We start from the raw sequence: 16,999 nt of genomic DNA on the forward strand, positions 1-16,999 counted from the left end.
TCTGGAAATGGCGTCGATACCGCCGCGCTGTTCCGCAAGTATGAAGAAGAAAAGGCCAAGCGGGTCCGCGCGGAGGGCATGGGGCAATATGCCCGGATGGAAGGCAAGCTGGCCCACTTTCAGGCCGATCCGAATGCCGCGCCGCTGACGCGCGATCCCGTTTCAAAAGATGTCGAGGTGGCGATCCTCGGTAGTGGCTGGGGTGGAATACATGCGGGTGTATACCTGCGCCAAGCCGGTATCGATGATGTCTGCATCATCGACAAGGCCGCCGATTTTGGCGGGGTGTGGTATTGGAACCGGTATCCCGGCGTTGCCTGCGACACCGAATCCTACGTCTATATGCCGCTGCTTGAGGAAATGGGCGTCATGCCCAAGGCGAATTACGCCAGCGGCCCCGAAATCATGGCGCATGCCCAAGCCATCGCCCGCAAGTTCGGCCTTTACGACAACGCCCTCCTTCAGACCTCGGTAAAGGAAGCGCGTTGGGACGAACCGGCGGCCAGGTGGATCATAACCACCGACCATGGCGATACGGTTCGCGCAAAATATTTCGTGATGACCTCGGGGTCGCTGCAATTGCCCAAGCTTCCCGGCATTCCCGGGATCGAGGAATTCAAGGGGCACAGCTTCCATACCAGCCGATGGGATTTTGCCTATACCGGCGGTGACGCCCATGGCGGCCTGACCAAGCTGAAAGACAAGCGCGTGGCCATCATCGGCACGGGTGCGACGGCCATCCAGTGCATCCCGCACCTTGCGCAATGGTCCAAGCATCTCACGGTCGTGCAGCGCACGCCCTCCGCAATCGACGTGCGCAACGAGCATCCGACCGATGAAGCCTGGTACAAGTCCCAGCCCTCCGGCTGGCAGATGAAACGCATCGAAAACTTCACCGACGTCGTTTCGATGCACCCGGTCAAGGAAGACCTGGTCAACGACGGCTGGACGCGGCGCACATTTGCCGCCATGCAGCAGATCACGCCGGACATGTCGGAAGCCGACATCGGCGACCTGCTCCAGCTGACCGACTACCGGACGGGCGAGGAGGTTCGTGCGCGTGTCGATGCGGTCGTCAAGGACAAGGCGACCGCCGAATCCCTGAAGGCGTGGTACAACCGCCTGTGCAAGCGCCCCTGTTTCCACGATGGCTATCTCGACGTCTACAATCGCGAGAACGTCACGCTCATCGACACTCAGGGCAAAGGGGTCGAGCGGATTATGGCGACCGGTCTCGTCGCTGACGGCAAAGAGGTCGATGTTGATTGCATCGTGTATTCCACGGGCTTCGAGCTCGGGCCCTACACCGATGCCCCGGTGATCCCGGTGATTGGTCGCGGCGGCGTGACGCTGGCGGACAAGTGGGCCAGTGGTGCAACAACACTCCACGGCTTTCACGTCCACGGTTTCCCAAATTTCCTGATGGTCAGCATCACGCAGAGCGCCTGGGGCGCCAACTTCATGCATATGCTGCTCGAACAGGGGCGCCATGTGGCCTATGTCATCAAGGCGCTTCGTGACCGCGCAGTCCGGGTGGCCGAAGTGACAGAAAAGGCCGAGCAGGCGTGGGTCGACCATCATGTTTCGCTGGCGCCCCTGATGTCGCGGCTGTGGGAGAACTGCACGCCGGGTTTCTTCAACAATGAAGGGAAGCTGGATGACCGGACAGCGCGGAGCGGACCCTATGGCGCCGGCGTAAGAGCCTTCGTCGAAAAGTTGGAACAATGGCGCCAGTCCGGGGATCTGGAGGGGCTCGCGCTGAACCAGCTGGATCGGAAATCCCGGCAGTCGACATCTCCGGCCCATCCGGGACGCAGGGCGGAAACCGCTCTGACCAAAGGAAGCCTACATGGCGCCATCCAGTAAAATGCAATTACTTGACAATATTCTGGAACGTGCATGCGATATTCTTGGAGATGTTACTCCACATGTATTTAATCTATATTACGTCACCTTCCCGGAAGCGCGCGCACATTTTGTCAAACATGCACGATCGAAATGCGGGCAATTGGAAGGGCAAATGGTCGAGCAGATTCTCTATTGCCTGATGGAATGGCCGGAATCCCCGGAACAAGTCAAAATCATATTACTGGACTGTGGACCACATCATGTCGAAACTCTGGATATACCTCCCGGACTGTTTTATGGACTAATCGATGCCGTCTGCAATGTCATAGACAAGACAATCCCACAACAGGAAGAAGATGAGAAAGCCTTGTGGAAGAGCATTCATAACGACGTGCGGGCGGTCTGCCTCGATCAGTTAGAGACCGTTGGGAAAGGGTCATTCCGCAGGGATGGAAGCCGCCCGAGGATGACGATGGAGTTGAAGGAAGTAGGGCTCGATGTTGGCGAGCGCCGGGTCGGATGACTGATGACCCGAAGGGCGGCGAAGCCAACATCAACGGGATCAAGCCAGTTCGCACGCGCAGGCACAAGGTTACGACTGACAGCCATCATCGTCTCGGTGTCGCGGCAAACTGGCTGGATGGTGATTTCGCCGCCGATGCCCCTGATCGTAAGTGGGCGGGCGACATCACCTATGTCTGGACTGCAGAAGGTTGGCTCTATCTCGCCGTCATCTTCGACCTGCATAGCCGCCGCGTCGTGGGCTGGGCTGTCAGCGACAGGATGAAGAAGGACTGGCGATCAGGGCACTGGATATGGCGGTGCGCCTGCGTCAGCCACCAGAGGGCTGCCTTTTCCATTCCGATCGCGGCAGCGAATATTGCTCCTATGACTATCAGAAGAAATTGCAGGCCTACGGCCTGCGTCCGTCGATGAGCCGCAAGGGTAATTGCTACGACAACACCTCTGTCGAAACGTTCTTCAAATATCTGAAGGCCGAACTCATCTGGCGGCAGCGATGGCCAACGCGGCGGCAAGCGGAAGCTGCCATCTTTCAGTATATCAACGGCTTCTACAACACCCGCCGCCGCCATTCATACCTTGGCGGCATCAGCCCGCTCGTGTTCAAGGTCATGTTCGGCCGAGTCACTCTGAGTGACGTCCGCAGCAATCCAGATTTTTATTGAGGGCAATCCCATGTGGTATTTTTCCTGGGTTCTCGGCCTTGGCCTCGCCGTCGCCTTCGCGATAATCAATGGACTGTGGCACGAGATACATTCGGTGCCGGACGAGGAGTAGCTGCTCGGTCAGTGCCGGGCCAATGCTCCCTGAACCCAGCGCACCATGGCATTTTGATCCAACACGCCCGACTGCCGCGCGATTTCGCGTCCTCGCTCGAAGAGCGCCAGCGTTGGGATCGACTGGATCCGGTATCGCGCGGCGAGCTCCTGCTCCGCCTCTATATCGATCTTGACGAGCCGGATACGCGGTTCGAGCCTGGCCGCAGCCGCTTCGAATTGGGGCGCCATCAAGCGGCAGGGACCGCACCAGCCAGCCCAGAAATCGACGAGCACGGGCAAGGTACCGATCCTGATCAGGCGGTCAAAGCCCGCAGCATCAAGCACGACCGGTTTGCCGATAAACAGCGGCCGCCCGCATTTGCCGCACTTCGGCTGCTCGGCAAGCCGAGCCTCCGGAACGCGATTGGCCGTCGCACAGGCCGGGCACAGGATGATTCGGTCAGTGGTCATGGGTGTACCCCGAGCGCCATTGCGCTCTTCCACATCATATAGGCGGCGATAGCGAGGATCAGAAGGGCAAAGACGCGGCTCAGCGCCTCTTTGGCGGCGAGCCTTCGCGCTGCGAACGTTCCGATGAAGCCACCCGCCATGCCGCCGGCAATGAACAATGCTGCAAGCACCGCGCCGGAGCGCGTGGTGGTTCCTGGGCGGTGCCCTGCGCGAGGACGGCCGCATCGCAATTGAGGCAGCGTCTGCATAGTTGTGTATCTATGAAAGATGACATACTTGCCTCGATCGACCAGGCATCGGAGTTCCTGAAAGCGCTCTCCGGACGCAGCCGGTTGCGGATCCTGTGCCATATCTGTCCCAGCGACCCAGAGAGCTGAAATCGTACTATGAGCCGAATAGCGTATACTCCTGGGCCGTGATGTCACTCCAATGCGCTGAAGGATGCCGACGGCAACTGGCGAGATGTTGCGAAGAAGCCCCTTTCCTGCGGAGGGCTCCAAGTTCGAGAGTCGTGATCGCGGGTGCGTCAAGCCTTTTGGGAATCGAACCATTCCGATAAAAAGTCCCAGGGTATCGGTGAGGGTATCACCTCATGGAGCCTCTCAAGAAATGGCTGTTTTCTGCGCCTGAACGGGTCGTTTTCGAGTCGTTTTCTAGAATGCCTTGGCAGGATCGCCGCGCATGCTCGGGGCTTCAACAGCTAAATGAGCAGGATCGCCCTTACGCAGCAAGAATGCCCGCGCTTTGCGGCGGTTTGCCGAGTAGACGGAAAATCTAACAAGCCAAGCATACCGCTGAAAGCGGAAACATGGTGCGAGGAGAGAGAGGATGAACCTTGCCACAGCGGCTGGCGCGCAGCAGATGCGTATAGATGCCCAAGGACAGAGCGTCGGGCGGTCAATCGGCGCGCAGCGCTTGGGCGCCGTACATCCCGGTTATCTCAATAACACAAGCCGTTCGCTGTTCGATCCAACGTTGGAGGCGATGGCGCCCGTCGATCGGAGGGCTCTGCAGCACGCAGCCTTCACGACAGAGTGGGAGCGTGCCTGGACGTTGCCCTTCTACCGTGAGCGATACTTGCAGGCGGGATTGAAGCCAGGAACGATTCCGGACCTTAGCGACATCCCGATGGTCCGTAAAAGTGACCTGCGCGCTAACGAGGCTGCGCTACCGCCGTTCGGCAGCCATCGAGCAGTGAACCTGGCCGATGCAGTACGAATTGCGCGGTCATCGGGTACCACGGGTCGCCCGTGGTATACCTTCTATACAATAGACGACATAGATCGCATGCGGGAAATCGATCGCACCATCTATTGGCGCGCCGGTTACCGACCAGGCATGCATTACTCACTCAGTTTTCCGCAGAACCTATATCCGACCAACGTCAATGGTGGGCGCAGCATGCGTGATGCGGGCATGCTCGAAATTCCAGTTGGCGTTCCTTTTTCGGTTGAAGACGCTGTCGGCCATATCAGAGTTTGGCAGGAAATCGGTGTCGACATCCTGATGCTCTCCTTGCCGCAACTTAACCTGTATGATGAAGCGGCAAGGTCAATTGGGTTAGACTTGGCCGAATTGCTGTCCGGCAACATCGTCTCAATCATCGAGGCGAGCATGCAATGGGAGACCCCCCGGAAGCGGTTGGAAACGGCATACAACATCCGTGTCCGCAATACCTACGGTGTTTCAGACTGTATCGGCTTCTCCGTATTAGACGGTGAGACGCACTCCGGTATGGCACAGCCAGTCAATTATTATATCACGCAAATTTGTGATCCGGACACCGGGCGCGAGGTGGAGCCCGGCACGCCGGGTCATCTCGTGGTCACCATGTTCGGGATGGACCAGTTCATGCTGCGTTTCGACTCCGAAGACGTTGTGGTCGAGCGGACGGACCCGTGCCCAACTGGATCAACGCTGATGCGTTGGAACTATCTCGGGCGCACGGCGGACATGGCAGTGATTGGCGATGTGCGTCTGCTTCCCGTGCAGGTCCAACTGGAACTGGAGGCTTATGGCGCGCCGGAGTTTGGCATAGCGCCAGGCGCGGCCGACGTACTCCGATTGAAAGTCGAGCATCCAGACGCTGATTCCATTGCGCGCCATCTTTCCGAGAGGCTCGGCGTGCCAGCAACCGTGATTTCGGCGCCGCAGGGATCGATGCCGCGCTCCACTTACAAACCTCGCAGACTGGCGTTTGATTGAACCAGGAACAGGACAACTCAAATGAGCGCAATTCCTACTGAGCCGCCCCGCTCGGAGTTGATCGATACGCTGATCGACGCGCCCGAGCGGTATGTCGACACCTCCTACAACATGATCTTCTCAATCACCGATGAACAGCGCGAGCGGCTGTGGATCCAAGGAGCGCGCCGACGCTTTGCGGAGATGCGCCCCAAGATCGCAATGCTCGAGACCTTGGCGGTGCGACAAGGGGTCGACGCAATCGCGACACTCGATGACCTGGCCCCACTGCTATTCAAAGCCTCAACCTACAATTCATATCCACTATCTTGGCTCGAAAAAGGCGATTTTGGGCGGCTGACACGCTGGCTGGACAAGTTGACGGTTGTCGATCTGTCGCACGTTAACATGGCCGGTGTAGAACTTATCGAGGAATGGTTTGCAGCGCTCGCCAAGCAGACAGATCTAATCGTCTGCTATTCGACCACGACGTCCGGGAAGATGACATTTCTGCCTCGTACCGTCGCGGAATGGCAGCTGTACTGGCGCGGAGGCCAGTGGCGGCTGGAGCCGTTTGGCGAGGAGCGGGCTCACTATCGACCGTTGGTACCCGGCGTTGACAAGGTGCCGATCTTCTTCCCCGGGCCAAAAGGGGGCAACCGCCCCTTCAACATCAATCTCGCTATCTACGAAGATGTCTACGGCGAAGGCCTCGTCAAAGCGCCCAGCGCTTACATGGACGCCGATTTGATGTCGCTGGCCGGGCGCATCCAGGAGGCGAGCAAGCGTGGTGAGGAAGGCATGCTCGCCATCAATCCGCGGCTCCTCGCCCGAAAGGATGAGATTGCGCAAATCAAGATCGATGGCCCAGCGCAATATGCTGCCTGGGTGGACACACTGATAAACGCCCATCGCGGGCAGCGCGTTTGGGTGCTGGGTACGATGGGGAGCGTACACGCACTTGCGCGGCAGCTCCTTGCTGGAGGCACCACCGGTGCTTTCACTCAGGACTCGCTGATCTCAGTGGGCAGCGGCTTCCCTGATGGGGTTGAGCCGGAGAATTGGCAGGAGGAGGTGTATTCCGCCTTCGGTATACCTGCGCGCAACATGAACATAGATTTCGGTATGGGCGAGATGATGAGCGTCGCTACCCGCTGTCCTCATCGCCACTACCACCTGCCGCCGACGACCATTCCCTACATCCTCGACGTTGATACCGACGAGGTGCGACCGCGCAGCGGCAGTCAAACCGGGCGGTTCGCCTTCTTCGATCTCTTGGCCAGCACTTACTGGGGCGGCTTTGTCTCTGGCGACCAGGTTACATTGAATTGGAACCCATGCGCCTGCGGGCGAACCGGCGCTTACCTTAGCAACGAAATCGGCAAGATTCCGGAGGATGGTGAGAAGATCGGCTGCGCCGGATCAGCGCAGGCCCATGATGACGCGACTGAATTCCTGCTGGAGAATTCTTGATGACGAAATCCTACTCAATCCCGATCTTCGCCAGAGGCGAGATCATTGATGATCCAGAGATGACTTACGCCGGACGGTTCGGCACAGAGTTCAGTGCGCCCGATGCCGCTAAATACCTTGATAAGCTGATCCTGCCGTCCCGCCACGCTCTAAGCGAGCTCTACGATCTGTCGATTGACGATATCGTCAACTTCCTCGTCGAACTGGGACATCGCCTGGATTTGGAAACCAACCCACATCTGAAGTGGGCGCTTGAACTCAACGAGGCATTTTCCGACATGCCGCCGTCCCTCTGCGCCGGCAGCTTTCGGGGAATAGCGGGAAAGAACGGCATGCTTTCTCGCGAGCGGATCGAAGCCGTGATCGACACGATCGGACGCGAGCATATCGATCAGTGGGCCACGACCACTCAGTATAATGGTCGGACGATCGGGGTGCGTGCGATCGGCGTGCCCACGGTTCACGTCATCGCCGGCAATGCGCCAGGAATTGCAACGATCACCTTCATTCGCAACGCTCTCATTCGCGGATATGCGCTTGTGAAGATCCCTTCAAACGAGTTGGGCGCCGCGATTGCCATCGGTCGAACGCTGATCGACATGGATCCCCATCATCCTCTTACAAAGTCATGGAGCGCGGCTTACTGGCGAGGCGGTGACACCGGGTTGGAAGAAAAGATTTACCACCCGAAGAACTTCGACCGCGTCGTGGCCTGGGGTGGGAAGAACTCGATCACTCACATCGCGCGCTACTTGCGCCCTGGGCTCGATCTTGTGATGTTCGATCCGAAAAATAGCCGAGCCTTCATAGGTCGCGAGGCGTTGGAAAGCGAAGACGCAATGCGCGAGGCGGCGATGCGGCTTGCCGCCGACGTCGGTTACAACAACCAGATTGGCTGCGCGAATGCGCGCATGGCATTTGTCGAGTGCGACGAGGATCCGACCAGTCGGGCACAGCTGCGCCGCTTCGGCCGGCTTGTGTTTGATTCGATCCAGCGGCTTCCAGCGCAGATCAGTACACCGGCTCCCCGCATCAGTAGCGAATTCGCGGCACAACTTGACTCGCTCACCATGCTCGACGAGGAGTTCGAGCTGATCGGCGGCGGACGGGACGGCGGCGTGATCCTTTCTCTGTGCGACGAACCGGTAGACTTCTTTGAGGATCTTGCGCACCGTACCGTCAATATCGTGCCGATCAAAAGCTTTGAGTCTGCATTGCGCCGAACTACGCGCGACGTCCAAACGGTTGGCATCTTCCCGGAGCATCTTCGGGAAAAGTTGCGCCTGCCGTTGGCGCTGCATGGTGTGCAACGGGTTACAGATCTCGGCTACATGCTCAACTATGACTCACTAACGGTCCCGCACGACGGTACCGAGGCTCTCCGACGAATGGCTACCTGGGTCGTGTCCGAAGATTGCAGCAACGTACCCGAATTGTGGCATGCGTTACTTCGTGAAAAGATTTCAGCGTGAAATAGCCTTGCCATCACTTTGATAAATTGCGCTCGAGGACCGAGCTCCCATGCTCTTCAGAGCATTGGAGGCGATTCACTGCAAAGCTGAGGACCCATAAAGAATATTAATCTGCGGGAGGGAGGACATGGCGAAAGTCATAAGAGCGGCGACAGTGTCATCCATTGCGATGTTGGCGACGGCCGGCAGTGTACAAGCTCAGCAAGCTCAGACTGTATTGAGGTGGTGCCGCCTTCTTGGACAGTTTGGCGGCTGAGTTAAGCTCATCCTGGTCGTGGTTATGCCGCCTGTTCGGGATTAGCTTAGCATCCTGTCCAGAAAACCGGCACCATCTCAGAGATCAGCATGGCGTTCTGAAGGCGGCTTGATCGCCTCTGCTCCGTGCGGAACTTGGTTGATGGAACCTAAGCTATTTACCAACGGCCTACCATCGAAACGCGACACTTGAAAAGCGACCGCATGACGGTGAGGGGCGGGGTAAGCGGGAGCGCTCCTTGCGACAAACAGCTCGCCAGTAGGCCACGTCGGCGGTAGGCTTCCGTAATGCCAGGCTTTCAAATTAGAAACTTTATTCGCACGCCGTTGAATGTGCTTGTAGAGGATCACGACCAGACGGGAGTGTCAGCATGTCACGTCGCGGCACCCCCCGATACTATCTGGCGTTACAGGGCTGTGATGCCGGAGAAGACTCATGTCATCAGCGTCTATTTCCAGCATAGCCTTCAACATCGCTTGGTCGTTGATGATACTGTGCTCATCGAGGGGCCGCTTCCAGATATTTTCATCTGTTTTTTACCGGCGGGCACTCGCGTTGAGGCAAATGTGACCAACGGATTCGACATTTTGCAAATGTTCATGCCTTCTTGGTGGATTGAGGGCCTGGCGCAGAAGATCCAGAGGCAACAAAGCGCCTTGGCTAATCTGAGGTGTGACCCATTCGTCTGCTCCGATCCAGGGCTCTTCTATCTTGCACGGGCCATATTGGAATCGATGCGTGGCTTCAACGAGGATCAGCGCCTCCTCGAGTTTCGCACGATGGCTGAAGCCTTTGCCACGCGCTTGGTTGCAGAACACATGCTGGTGCCAGGGGATCGCGGACGTAGTTCCGGCTTGAGTGAGGTCGATGTGAAGCGGGTTAGAAGATATGTTGAAGACCACCTGGATACTCCGCTGCGAGTGGAGCTGCTTGCCAATTTGACTGGACAGAGCCTCTTCCATTTCACCCGCGCGTTTAAACGCGCTACCGGCTTTCCGCCTTACCGCTATATACAGGACCGACGGATGCGCCGTGCTCTTGAGCTCTTACGCAACTCGAACCTCTCCATAGGAAGCGTAGCTGCTGCAGTTGGCTACGAGGATCCAAGCCATTTTGCGGGGGTTTTCCGTCGCACCTTCGGTTCGGAGCCGCGCCGCGTACGGCAATCCGATCAACTCTCGTCGCTGTCGAGACCTTCCGATCAGTCTTCTGACTAATGTGGTGGATTTGAAATACGCCTCATTATAGCGGCTAGGTAGGGAGCGTATTTTAAATCCAAAAAAATACACTAAAATCATATATTTACTAGTGACCCTGATGAATCTGAAGTTCGTTCAACACCTATCCAACAGTGTGACGAACTTCAGATTCGGGTCACTAGGCCGCAGAGACATCGACAGAATTCCTGGGGTCAGGACCGGGGCGCTGTCTGAACAGACGAGGATGTTGAGGCGCAACCGGTCCTACCCAGGGGATGGAGCAGGATGACATGGAGCGCGCAGATGAAAATGCTTGAAGGGCGTACTGCCCTCGTAACCGGCGCAGGTTCCGGAATTGGCCGCGCATCGGCCCGCCTCTTCGCCGAACGCGGCGCGCGCGTCGTTGTGGCGGATATCGATGCGCAAGGGGGGCATGTCACGGTCGAGGAGATCAGGCGTCAAGGGGGCGAAGCGCGCTTCATTGGGGCCGATGTGACGAGCGAGGCATCGGTTCGCGACATGATCGAATTTGTGATCGAGACCTATGGTCGGATCGACATGGCGCACAATCATGTGGGTCATGGCGGCCCGATCGGGAAGATCACCGACATATCGCTGGCTGAATTCGAGCGATGTCATGCTCTCAATACCGTCTCCTGCTTTCTCTGCATGAAATATGAAATACCCCATATGCTGGAGGCAGGCGGCGGCGCGATCGTGAATACCGGCTCGCTGGCCAGTCTGATCGGCACGCCGGCGATGAGCGCCTATGTCAGTGCCAAGCACGGTGTGGCCGGATTGACCAAAACGGCCGCTCTGGACTTTGCGACCAGCAACATCCGCGTCAACGCCATATGCCCCGGCGCTACCGATACGCCGATGATGCGCGGCGCGCTTGAGGAAGTGAGCAGGACAAATCCGGAAATGATCAAGCAATGGGTGGAGCCGATCGGGCGGTTCGGTACAGCAGAGGAGCAGGCCGAGGCGGCGGTATGGCTCTGTTCGCCCGCGGCCTCCTTTGTGACGGGTCACATTTTTCCTGTCGATGGCGGGCATATGGCGGGCAACCGGCCAAGCGACTGAACTTCAGGTCATGGGAAGGAAGGAATGTCGATGAACAAGCGCATGGACGGCAAAGTCGTAATAGTGGTCGGCGCGACCCGGGGCATAGGTGCTGCAACATCGCGTCGCCTCGCCCAGGAAGGCGCTGTCGTGATCCTGGGCGGGATAAGCGTCGAACGCGGTCAGGCCTTTGCAGAGGAGCTGAACGACAGCGGGGGCAGGGCCGAATTCCGATTGGCCGATCTTTCGAACGGCGACAGCCTGCTGGACCTGATGAACGGCGTCGCCCATGACCACGGCCGCATCGATGGTCTGTTCAACAATGGGGCCGATCTCCACCTGCTCGATCGTGACGGCGATGTTCTTAGCACCGATCCCGAGATTTTCGCGCGGTCGCTGACGACCAATCTGACAGGTTATTTTCTTTCATGTCGGGCGGCTATCCCTCATATGCTGAAGACCGGCGGCGGTGCCATCGTGCAAACCTCGTCGCTGGCGGCTTCACGCGGCGATTCGGCGATGGTGGGCTATTGCGCATCCAAGGCGGGCGTCGATGCGCTGACCAGGCATGTCGCCGTGCGGTTCGGCAAACAGAAGATCCGCTGCAACGCCATCCAGCCCGGCATGATAATGGTCGAAAATGCGGTGGCCATGGGGGATGCGCTGCCCCTCGAACTCATCCTGAAGCAGACGGCCGGGCCTCGCCTGGGAGAACCCGAAGACATTGCGAGCGCGGCGACCTTCCTGCTTTCGGATGACGCCGCTTTCATCAACGGCCAGATCATCCGCGTCGATGGTGGCATGAGCATCCCGCTGCTGAGCAATTCCATAGCGCAGTCTTGATTGGCCCTGCCGGGTGGTCTGCTTTGATAGTTGGCGCATTGTTGCCTCTGGCGCCGTGGCGGGCCGAAGGTGGAGCGAAGCGGAACCGGAGGGAGCCGATGGCGGCGTAGCCGTTTTCGGCGCCGAGGGGCGATAGCCCAGCGAGCTGTGCGGCCTGTCAGTTTTGTGATGCCGCCGCCATCAGCAGTACAAGCTGGCCGACATCGGCTTCACCGAGAACGGTATCGACCGCATCAGCGGCGACTGCGTGCGCGCCTACGACGTTCCGCTGGTTCAGCCCGCCGGGTGCGGACCTCGGGAATAGGTCGCAAGGTCGCGGACCGTGTCGTAATCGATTCCGTCCGGCGGCACGAAGCGTTCGCGCAGGTTCACGAACGGGCGGCGATAGGACGGATCCTCGCGCGTCTGGCTGGGTACGCCGTTGGCAAGGCGATCCGGCGCCCACCGGAACGGGATCGGCGCCCCAGGAATGTTGCAGCAGCCGTCGATCGTCGCATAGCGGAAGGCGATCCGCCAACCTTCCGGCCGCCGCTCCACCCGGTCGAGATAGCGGCCAAACGCGATCGAATTGCTGCCGTCGAGCAGCGGGCCGGTGAAAATCCAGTAGGTTTCCGTAATCGCTGTGTCCGCGTCGATGAACTCGCAAGTCTGGTTGGTCGTATGATGCAGCGTGGTTTCGATGGACCGCTTGTGCGAATCCCAGATCCATTCGAAAAATTCCTCGCGGCTGCCGCAGAAGCCCAGATGGTCGTCGATCGCATCATCGGCATAGGCGGTGAACAGGATATCCTTGTCCAACCGGTCGTCCCCGCGCGCGAGGCGGATCGCCACGTCGCGCACTGCCATGCGGTCGTGCAGGTGCTGCACTTCGGCCTGCAGGGCTTCCACCGTCCTGCACAGTCGGTCGATCTTTTCTGCGTCGGTCATTTGCTGCCTCTCCACCATACTTCCCGCCGCCCGGATCACATGACCGGCTTGGGCGCGTCGGGATCGATCAGCCGCATGACGCAATGGCGATGCGTGATCCGCCACCCGGCGGTGGTGCGGGTCAACCGGTCACGATAGACCCCGGTCATCGTCCGGGCATCGGCGAGCACGATCACAATCTTGGAATCGCAGCGGGCCCCGTCCGGCCCGTCGGGATCGACCACCAGGTTGGTCACGTGATGACCCCAGGGGTGCACTGATGCGCCCCAGGCGTCCTGCAACTCGCGCAGGCTATTCAGCCGCACGCCATACGGCTCCACTTCGAACACCGCCTCGGGAGTGAAGATCTCGCCAAGTCGATCCCACGGACCGCCGGCGGCGGAACATTCGTCCATGATGTGGCCGTAGCGGCCCATCAGGTTGTAGATGGCAATGAAATCCTCGGCCGCGATCTGACGCATCGGCTCATCCTCCGGAAACGTGCGGTTCCCATCCGGCTTCCGTGATGCGCGCTCCGCGCCCTGCCGCAATCGTCCGTGTGGCCTAGATGCCGTAATGGGCCGTCGCCTGAAGGGCAGCGCCCGAAAGCTTTAAGGCCCTCGCCAAACAACGCTATCGCTGGCGTTCGGCACGGTACAATGTCTTTGGGAGCCTTGCGCAACCCTGCGTACGCCCCGCCTGTCGGACCTCGAGGTGGCCGGATCGCTGCAGGCCTGGCTGTTCCAGATCGTCTTCGCCGCGATCTTGCCGTCCATCGATCTGGTGCCGCTCAATCCGGTCGTCGACACCGTCCTGCGTGTCTCGCGTGCGAACGCACCGGACGGGTCGCCGTCTGAACAGGATGCTACTCGGCCGCATTCGCGGAAGTCGATCATAGGCCGCGCTCGGCTGCAGCACTTCCGGCGCGACGTCCCGAAAAGGCGTCGGCTATCGTCATGCCGCTGGCGTCCACGACGCCACCGGTCCGCTCGTCGACCTCCAGCCCGCCGAGCATGAAGACCTGCGTGAAGCTGTATTTGTTCACAGTCGAAATGTTCGCCGCATAAAAGGGGCCCTTGCGGATTGCCGACCGGTTCCCAGGCGACTTGCCGAAGGCATCGTTCACTGGTCGGCTTCGGCTATCGTGAAACTATTCAACACTGGCCCGAGGACCAGCTATACCTACGGGCTAGGCCAGTCGATCGATATGCCATGCCGATTGGCGTCCAGGAACATGACGATATCGGCTCGTTCCGGCATTTCAGCCAATATATGACGTGTCAGACGCTCGTAATGGCTGATGAACCGGCTGATATCCGCTGTGGTCATGATAGCGTCGCCTGGCGCGCCGCTCTGACGCAGTGCCTCTTCCTGTTCGAGCCGCCAGCCATGCACGACATCCCAGCCTGGTGCGGCGAGGAATATCAGGAAGTCGATGCGCGCGAACAGGGAGCGGTAAGGCCCGGCCAACATGTCGTTTACATATCGGCGCCATGTGCCGTCGCGATCCTCTTCCCGCTCCAGCGCATTGGCCGGTTCCGCTAGCGCCTCGCTTTCCTGCGGCAGCGCGCCGACGCACCATCCCTCGAACAGCATGATACGGGTGTTTGCGGCTGCCATCGGCCATGACGTTTCCGGTGATCGATCGTCGATCGCCTTGTCGAAACGAGGCAGCCGAACAGCGGCGTCGCGATCCAGCGACGCCATCACGGCCATTCCCAGGTCGATGTCATGGGTGCCCGGCACGCCGCGTGTGCGGAGCAATGGATGGACATCCTGGGCCAATGCCTCGCGCTCCGCCCGCGTGAGGTAGAGATCGTCGAGTGAGAGCGTGGCGACACGGTCCAGACGCTGCGCGAGGCGGGCCACCAGCGTCGACTTGCCACTTCCCTGCGCGCCGCAAATGCCCACGACCAGCGGACGGTCGGGGCTCTGCGCCGCCGCCGCCTCGATCGCGGCGATCAGCCGATCGTCAGGCGACACGGTTGGGCAGCGCCTTGCCTGACAGGAATGCGTCGATGTTGGCGATGGCCTGCATTCCCATCGCGTTGCGCGCCTCGATCGTCGCACTGCCGAGATGAGGCAGCAGGACGGAGCGCGAATGGGCGAGCAATCCGGGATGCACCACCGGCTCCTCCGCATAGACATCCAGGGCGGCGGCACCGATCCAGCCCGCCTCCAGCGCCTCGACGAGCGCGGCCTCGTCGATCACCGGCCCACGCGCCGTGTTCACTAGGATCGCATGGGGTTGCATCGCGCGCAGGATCCCCCGGTCGATCATGTGACGCGTCGCCGCGCCGCCCGGCGTATGCAGCGACACCACATCTGCGCCTCGGACCAGATCAACCAGCGTGTCGACCGGCTCCGCGGCAAGCTGCGCCGTCACCGCCGGATCGACCGGGGAGCGATTGAAGTAGCGGATCGTCATGCCGAGCCCGCGCGCCTTCGCGGCCGTGGCTTGCGCGATGCGGCCGAAGCCAACGAGCGCGAGGACGCGGCCGTGCAGCCCGTTTCCGACCAGATGGGTGGGACGCCAGCCTGTCCACGCGCCGGCGCGAACCTCGCGTTCGCCCTCGCCCGCGCGGCGAGCCGCCATCAGCATCAGCAGGATGGCGAGTTCGGCCGTCGCCTCGGTCAGCGCGTCGGGCGTGTTGGTGACCGCGATCCCGACATCGCGCGCGGCGGCCAGGTCGATGTGGTCGACGCCGGCGCCGTAGCTGGCGATCAGCCGCACCCGGCGTCCCGGCACCGTCAGCAGTTCCGCATCGATGCGATCGGTGATCGTCGGGACGAGGATGTCGACGTCCCGCATGGCGTCGGCCAGCTGCGACCGGTCGAGCGGCACGTCGTCCGGGTTCAGCCGGGCACCAAGCCGCTCCGCGAGCACGCGTTCGACCTCCGTCGGCAGCCGGCGCATCACGCGGATGGAGGGATGCGCCGCCGTCATGCCCGAACCGCTTCGTCCCGCGCCGTCGGCACTGGCGCGTCGCTTCGCAACAGGCCCTCCGTCACCAGCGCCTGCCAGAAGCCTCCGGGTATCGGACGGCGATACAGGTCCAGCGTCTGCGCCAGCCGGCGCGGATCACCGATGCCGGGGAGGACGCTGACGACGCAGGGATGGGCAAGCGGGAATTGCAGCGCGGCGGCGGCCAGCGGCACCTGCCACGCGTCGGCAACGGCCTCGATCCGCCGGACGCGTGCGACGATCTCGTCCGGTGCCGGGCCATAGTCGTAATAGGGCGTACCGCCGGTGCGCGTCCCGGTCGCGAGAATACCGCTGTTGTACGGTGCGCCGGCGATCACCGACACGCCGTTCTTCGCGCACAGCGGAAACAGCGTGTCGAGCGGCGTCTGTTCGAGCAGCGTGTAGCGGTTGGCGAGCAGGAGGACGTCGATCGGCGCGGCGTGGATCGCGTCGATGCAGACCTCGACCTCGTTCACGCCCAGTCCGAACGCACCGATCGCCCCCTGGTCACGCAACGACTCCAGCGCGTCGAACCCGCCGCCCGTCGTCAGTTCGGCCCAGTGACGATCGTGCGCGTCGCCCTGCACCATCCGACCGATGTCATGGACGAACAGCATGTCGACCCGGTCGAGCCCGAGGCGGTGCAGGCTCGCCTCGAACGAGCGCAATATGCCGTCGCGGCTATAGTCGTACACGACCCGGAACGGCATTGGCGAGAGGAAGCCGTCGCGCGCTTCCTCCGCGGTCGCCGACGCATCGGGCGTCAGCAGCCGCCCGACCTTCGTCGACAGGATGATCGCGCGATCCGCTTCCCGCAGTGCATCGCCGACGCGCCGCTCGCTCAGGCCCCGTCCGTAAAAGGGGGCGGTGTCGACGAAGCCGACCCCCGCCGCGATCGCCGCGTCGATCGCCGCCCGCCCGGTCGCATCGTCGATCCGCCGGTTGAGGTTGCCGAGCGACGCGGCGCCGAAGCCGATCTCGGTCAGCCGGATCTTTGTCTGCCCGAGCGGGCGGGTCGGAAGGGTCATCGCGCCGGTCCC

General features: G+C 60.6%; 16 protein-coding genes and 2 pseudogenes. 9 read left to right on the plus strand and 9 right to left on the minus strand.

Going from position 1 to position 16,999, the window contains the following annotated elements; genetic code table 11:
- Positions 1-96: 96 nt before the first annotated feature.
- From MRBLSP13_RS19030 to cydX, 3 genes and pseudogenes are all read left to right on the plus strand, one after another.
- The gene (locus MRBLSP13_RS19030; protein WP_363756079.1) at positions 97-1,866 is read left to right on the plus strand and encodes a flavin-containing monooxygenase; all 1,770 of its coding nucleotides are present in this window, start codon (positions 97-99) and stop codon (positions 1,864-1,866) included.
- A gap of 439 nt (positions 1,867-2,305) precedes the next feature.
- Positions 2,306-3,035, plus strand: a pseudogene (locus tag MRBLSP13_RS19035) (IS3 family transposase); the annotation flags it as partial.
- Positions 3,036-3,045: 10 nt separating this feature from the next.
- On the plus strand, positions 3,046-3,147 hold the full coding sequence (gene cydX, locus MRBLSP13_RS19040) for a cytochrome bd-I oxidase subunit CydX (RefSeq protein WP_363737785.1): 102 nt from the start codon (positions 3,046-3,048) through the stop codon (positions 3,145-3,147).
- A gap of 8 nt (positions 3,148-3,155) precedes the next feature.
- On the opposite strand, the gene trxC is transcribed toward cydX, so the two are convergent.
- On the minus strand, positions 3,156-3,599 hold the full coding sequence (gene trxC, locus MRBLSP13_RS19045; RefSeq protein WP_363756081.1) for a thioredoxin TrxC: 444 nt from the start codon (positions 3,597-3,599) through the stop codon (positions 3,156-3,158).
- Positions 3,596-3,949, minus strand: a complete 354-nt coding sequence (locus tag MRBLSP13_RS19050) for a hypothetical protein (RefSeq protein ID WP_363756083.1) — start codon at positions 3,947-3,949, stop codon at positions 3,596-3,598. The genes trxC and MRBLSP13_RS19050 overlap by 4 nt, the downstream gene beginning before the upstream one ends.
- A gap of 478 nt (positions 3,950-4,427) precedes the next feature.
- Between MRBLSP13_RS19050 and MRBLSP13_RS19055 the strand changes: the two genes are divergently transcribed.
- The 6 genes from MRBLSP13_RS19055 (at position 4,428) to MRBLSP13_RS19080 (ending at position 12,088) form a co-directional block, all read left to right on the plus strand.
- The gene (locus MRBLSP13_RS19055) at positions 4,428-5,804 is read left to right on the plus strand and encodes a phenylacetate--CoA ligase family protein (RefSeq protein ID WP_363756085.1); all 1,377 of its coding nucleotides are present in this window, start codon (positions 4,428-4,430) and stop codon (positions 5,802-5,804) included.
- Between the two features lie 57 nt (positions 5,805-5,861).
- A complete protein-coding gene (locus MRBLSP13_RS19060) occupies positions 5,862-7,256 on the plus strand; it encodes a hypothetical protein (protein WP_363756087.1) in 1,395 nt (464 codons plus the stop codon).
- A complete protein-coding gene (locus MRBLSP13_RS19065) occupies positions 7,256-8,728 on the plus strand; it encodes an acyl-CoA reductase (protein ID WP_363756089.1) in 1,473 nt (490 codons plus the stop codon). The genes MRBLSP13_RS19060 and MRBLSP13_RS19065 overlap by 1 nt, the downstream gene beginning before the upstream one ends.
- Positions 8,729-9,271: 543 nt before the next feature.
- Positions 9,272-10,201, plus strand: coding sequence for an AraC family transcriptional regulator (locus MRBLSP13_RS19070; RefSeq protein WP_363737796.1), 930 nt, complete (start codon positions 9,272-9,274; stop codon positions 10,199-10,201).
- Positions 10,202-10,486: 285 nt separating this feature from the next.
- A complete protein-coding gene (locus MRBLSP13_RS19075) occupies positions 10,487-11,266 on the plus strand; it encodes an SDR family NAD(P)-dependent oxidoreductase (protein ID WP_363737797.1) in 780 nt (259 codons plus the stop codon).
- Positions 11,267-11,296: 30 nt separating this feature from the next.
- The gene (locus MRBLSP13_RS19080) at positions 11,297-12,088 is read left to right on the plus strand and encodes an SDR family NAD(P)-dependent oxidoreductase (protein ID WP_363737799.1); all 792 of its coding nucleotides are present in this window, start codon (positions 11,297-11,299) and stop codon (positions 12,086-12,088) included.
- Positions 12,089-12,124: 36 nt separating this feature from the next.
- Here the strand turns inward: MRBLSP13_RS19080 and MRBLSP13_RS19085 are convergent.
- The 7 genes and pseudogenes from MRBLSP13_RS19085 to MRBLSP13_RS19115 form a co-directional block, all read right to left on the minus strand.
- A pseudogene (locus tag MRBLSP13_RS19085) lies at positions 12,125-12,268 on the minus strand (IS3 family transposase); the annotation flags it as partial.
- Positions 12,269-12,361: 93 nt separating this feature from the next.
- The gene (locus MRBLSP13_RS19090; RefSeq protein WP_363756091.1) at positions 12,362-13,015 is read right to left on the minus strand and encodes a nuclear transport factor 2 family protein; all 654 of its coding nucleotides are present in this window, start codon (positions 13,013-13,015) and stop codon (positions 12,362-12,364) included.
- Between the two features lie 35 nt (positions 13,016-13,050).
- On the minus strand, positions 13,051-13,476 hold the full coding sequence (locus MRBLSP13_RS19095; RefSeq protein ID WP_363756093.1) for a nuclear transport factor 2 family protein: 426 nt from the start codon (positions 13,474-13,476) through the stop codon (positions 13,051-13,053).
- Between the two features lie 410 nt (positions 13,477-13,886).
- Entirely contained in the window at positions 13,887-14,120 is a 234-nt protein-coding gene (locus tag MRBLSP13_RS19100; RefSeq protein WP_363737805.1) for a hypothetical protein, read from the minus strand.
- 56 nt (positions 14,121-14,176) lie between these two features.
- Positions 14,177-14,977, minus strand: a complete 801-nt coding sequence (locus MRBLSP13_RS19105) for a kinase (protein WP_363756095.1) — start codon at positions 14,975-14,977, stop codon at positions 14,177-14,179.
- Positions 14,967-15,941, minus strand: a complete 975-nt coding sequence (locus tag MRBLSP13_RS19110) for a 2-hydroxyacid dehydrogenase (RefSeq protein ID WP_363756097.1) — start codon at positions 15,939-15,941, stop codon at positions 14,967-14,969. Before MRBLSP13_RS19110 ends, MRBLSP13_RS19105 begins: the two co-directional genes overlap by 11 nt.
- The gene (locus tag MRBLSP13_RS19115; protein WP_363756099.1) at positions 15,938-16,987 is read right to left on the minus strand and encodes an aldo/keto reductase; all 1,050 of its coding nucleotides are present in this window, start codon (positions 16,985-16,987) and stop codon (positions 15,938-15,940) included. Before MRBLSP13_RS19115 ends, MRBLSP13_RS19110 begins: the two co-directional genes overlap by 4 nt.
- Positions 16,988-16,999: the final 12 nt, after the last annotated feature.

Origin of the sequence: Sphingobium sp. LSP13-1-1.1 (genome assembly GCF_040676415.1) — a bacterium.
In the GTDB taxonomy this organism is placed as follows: Bacteria; Pseudomonadota; Alphaproteobacteria; order Sphingomonadales; family Sphingomonadaceae; genus Sphingobium.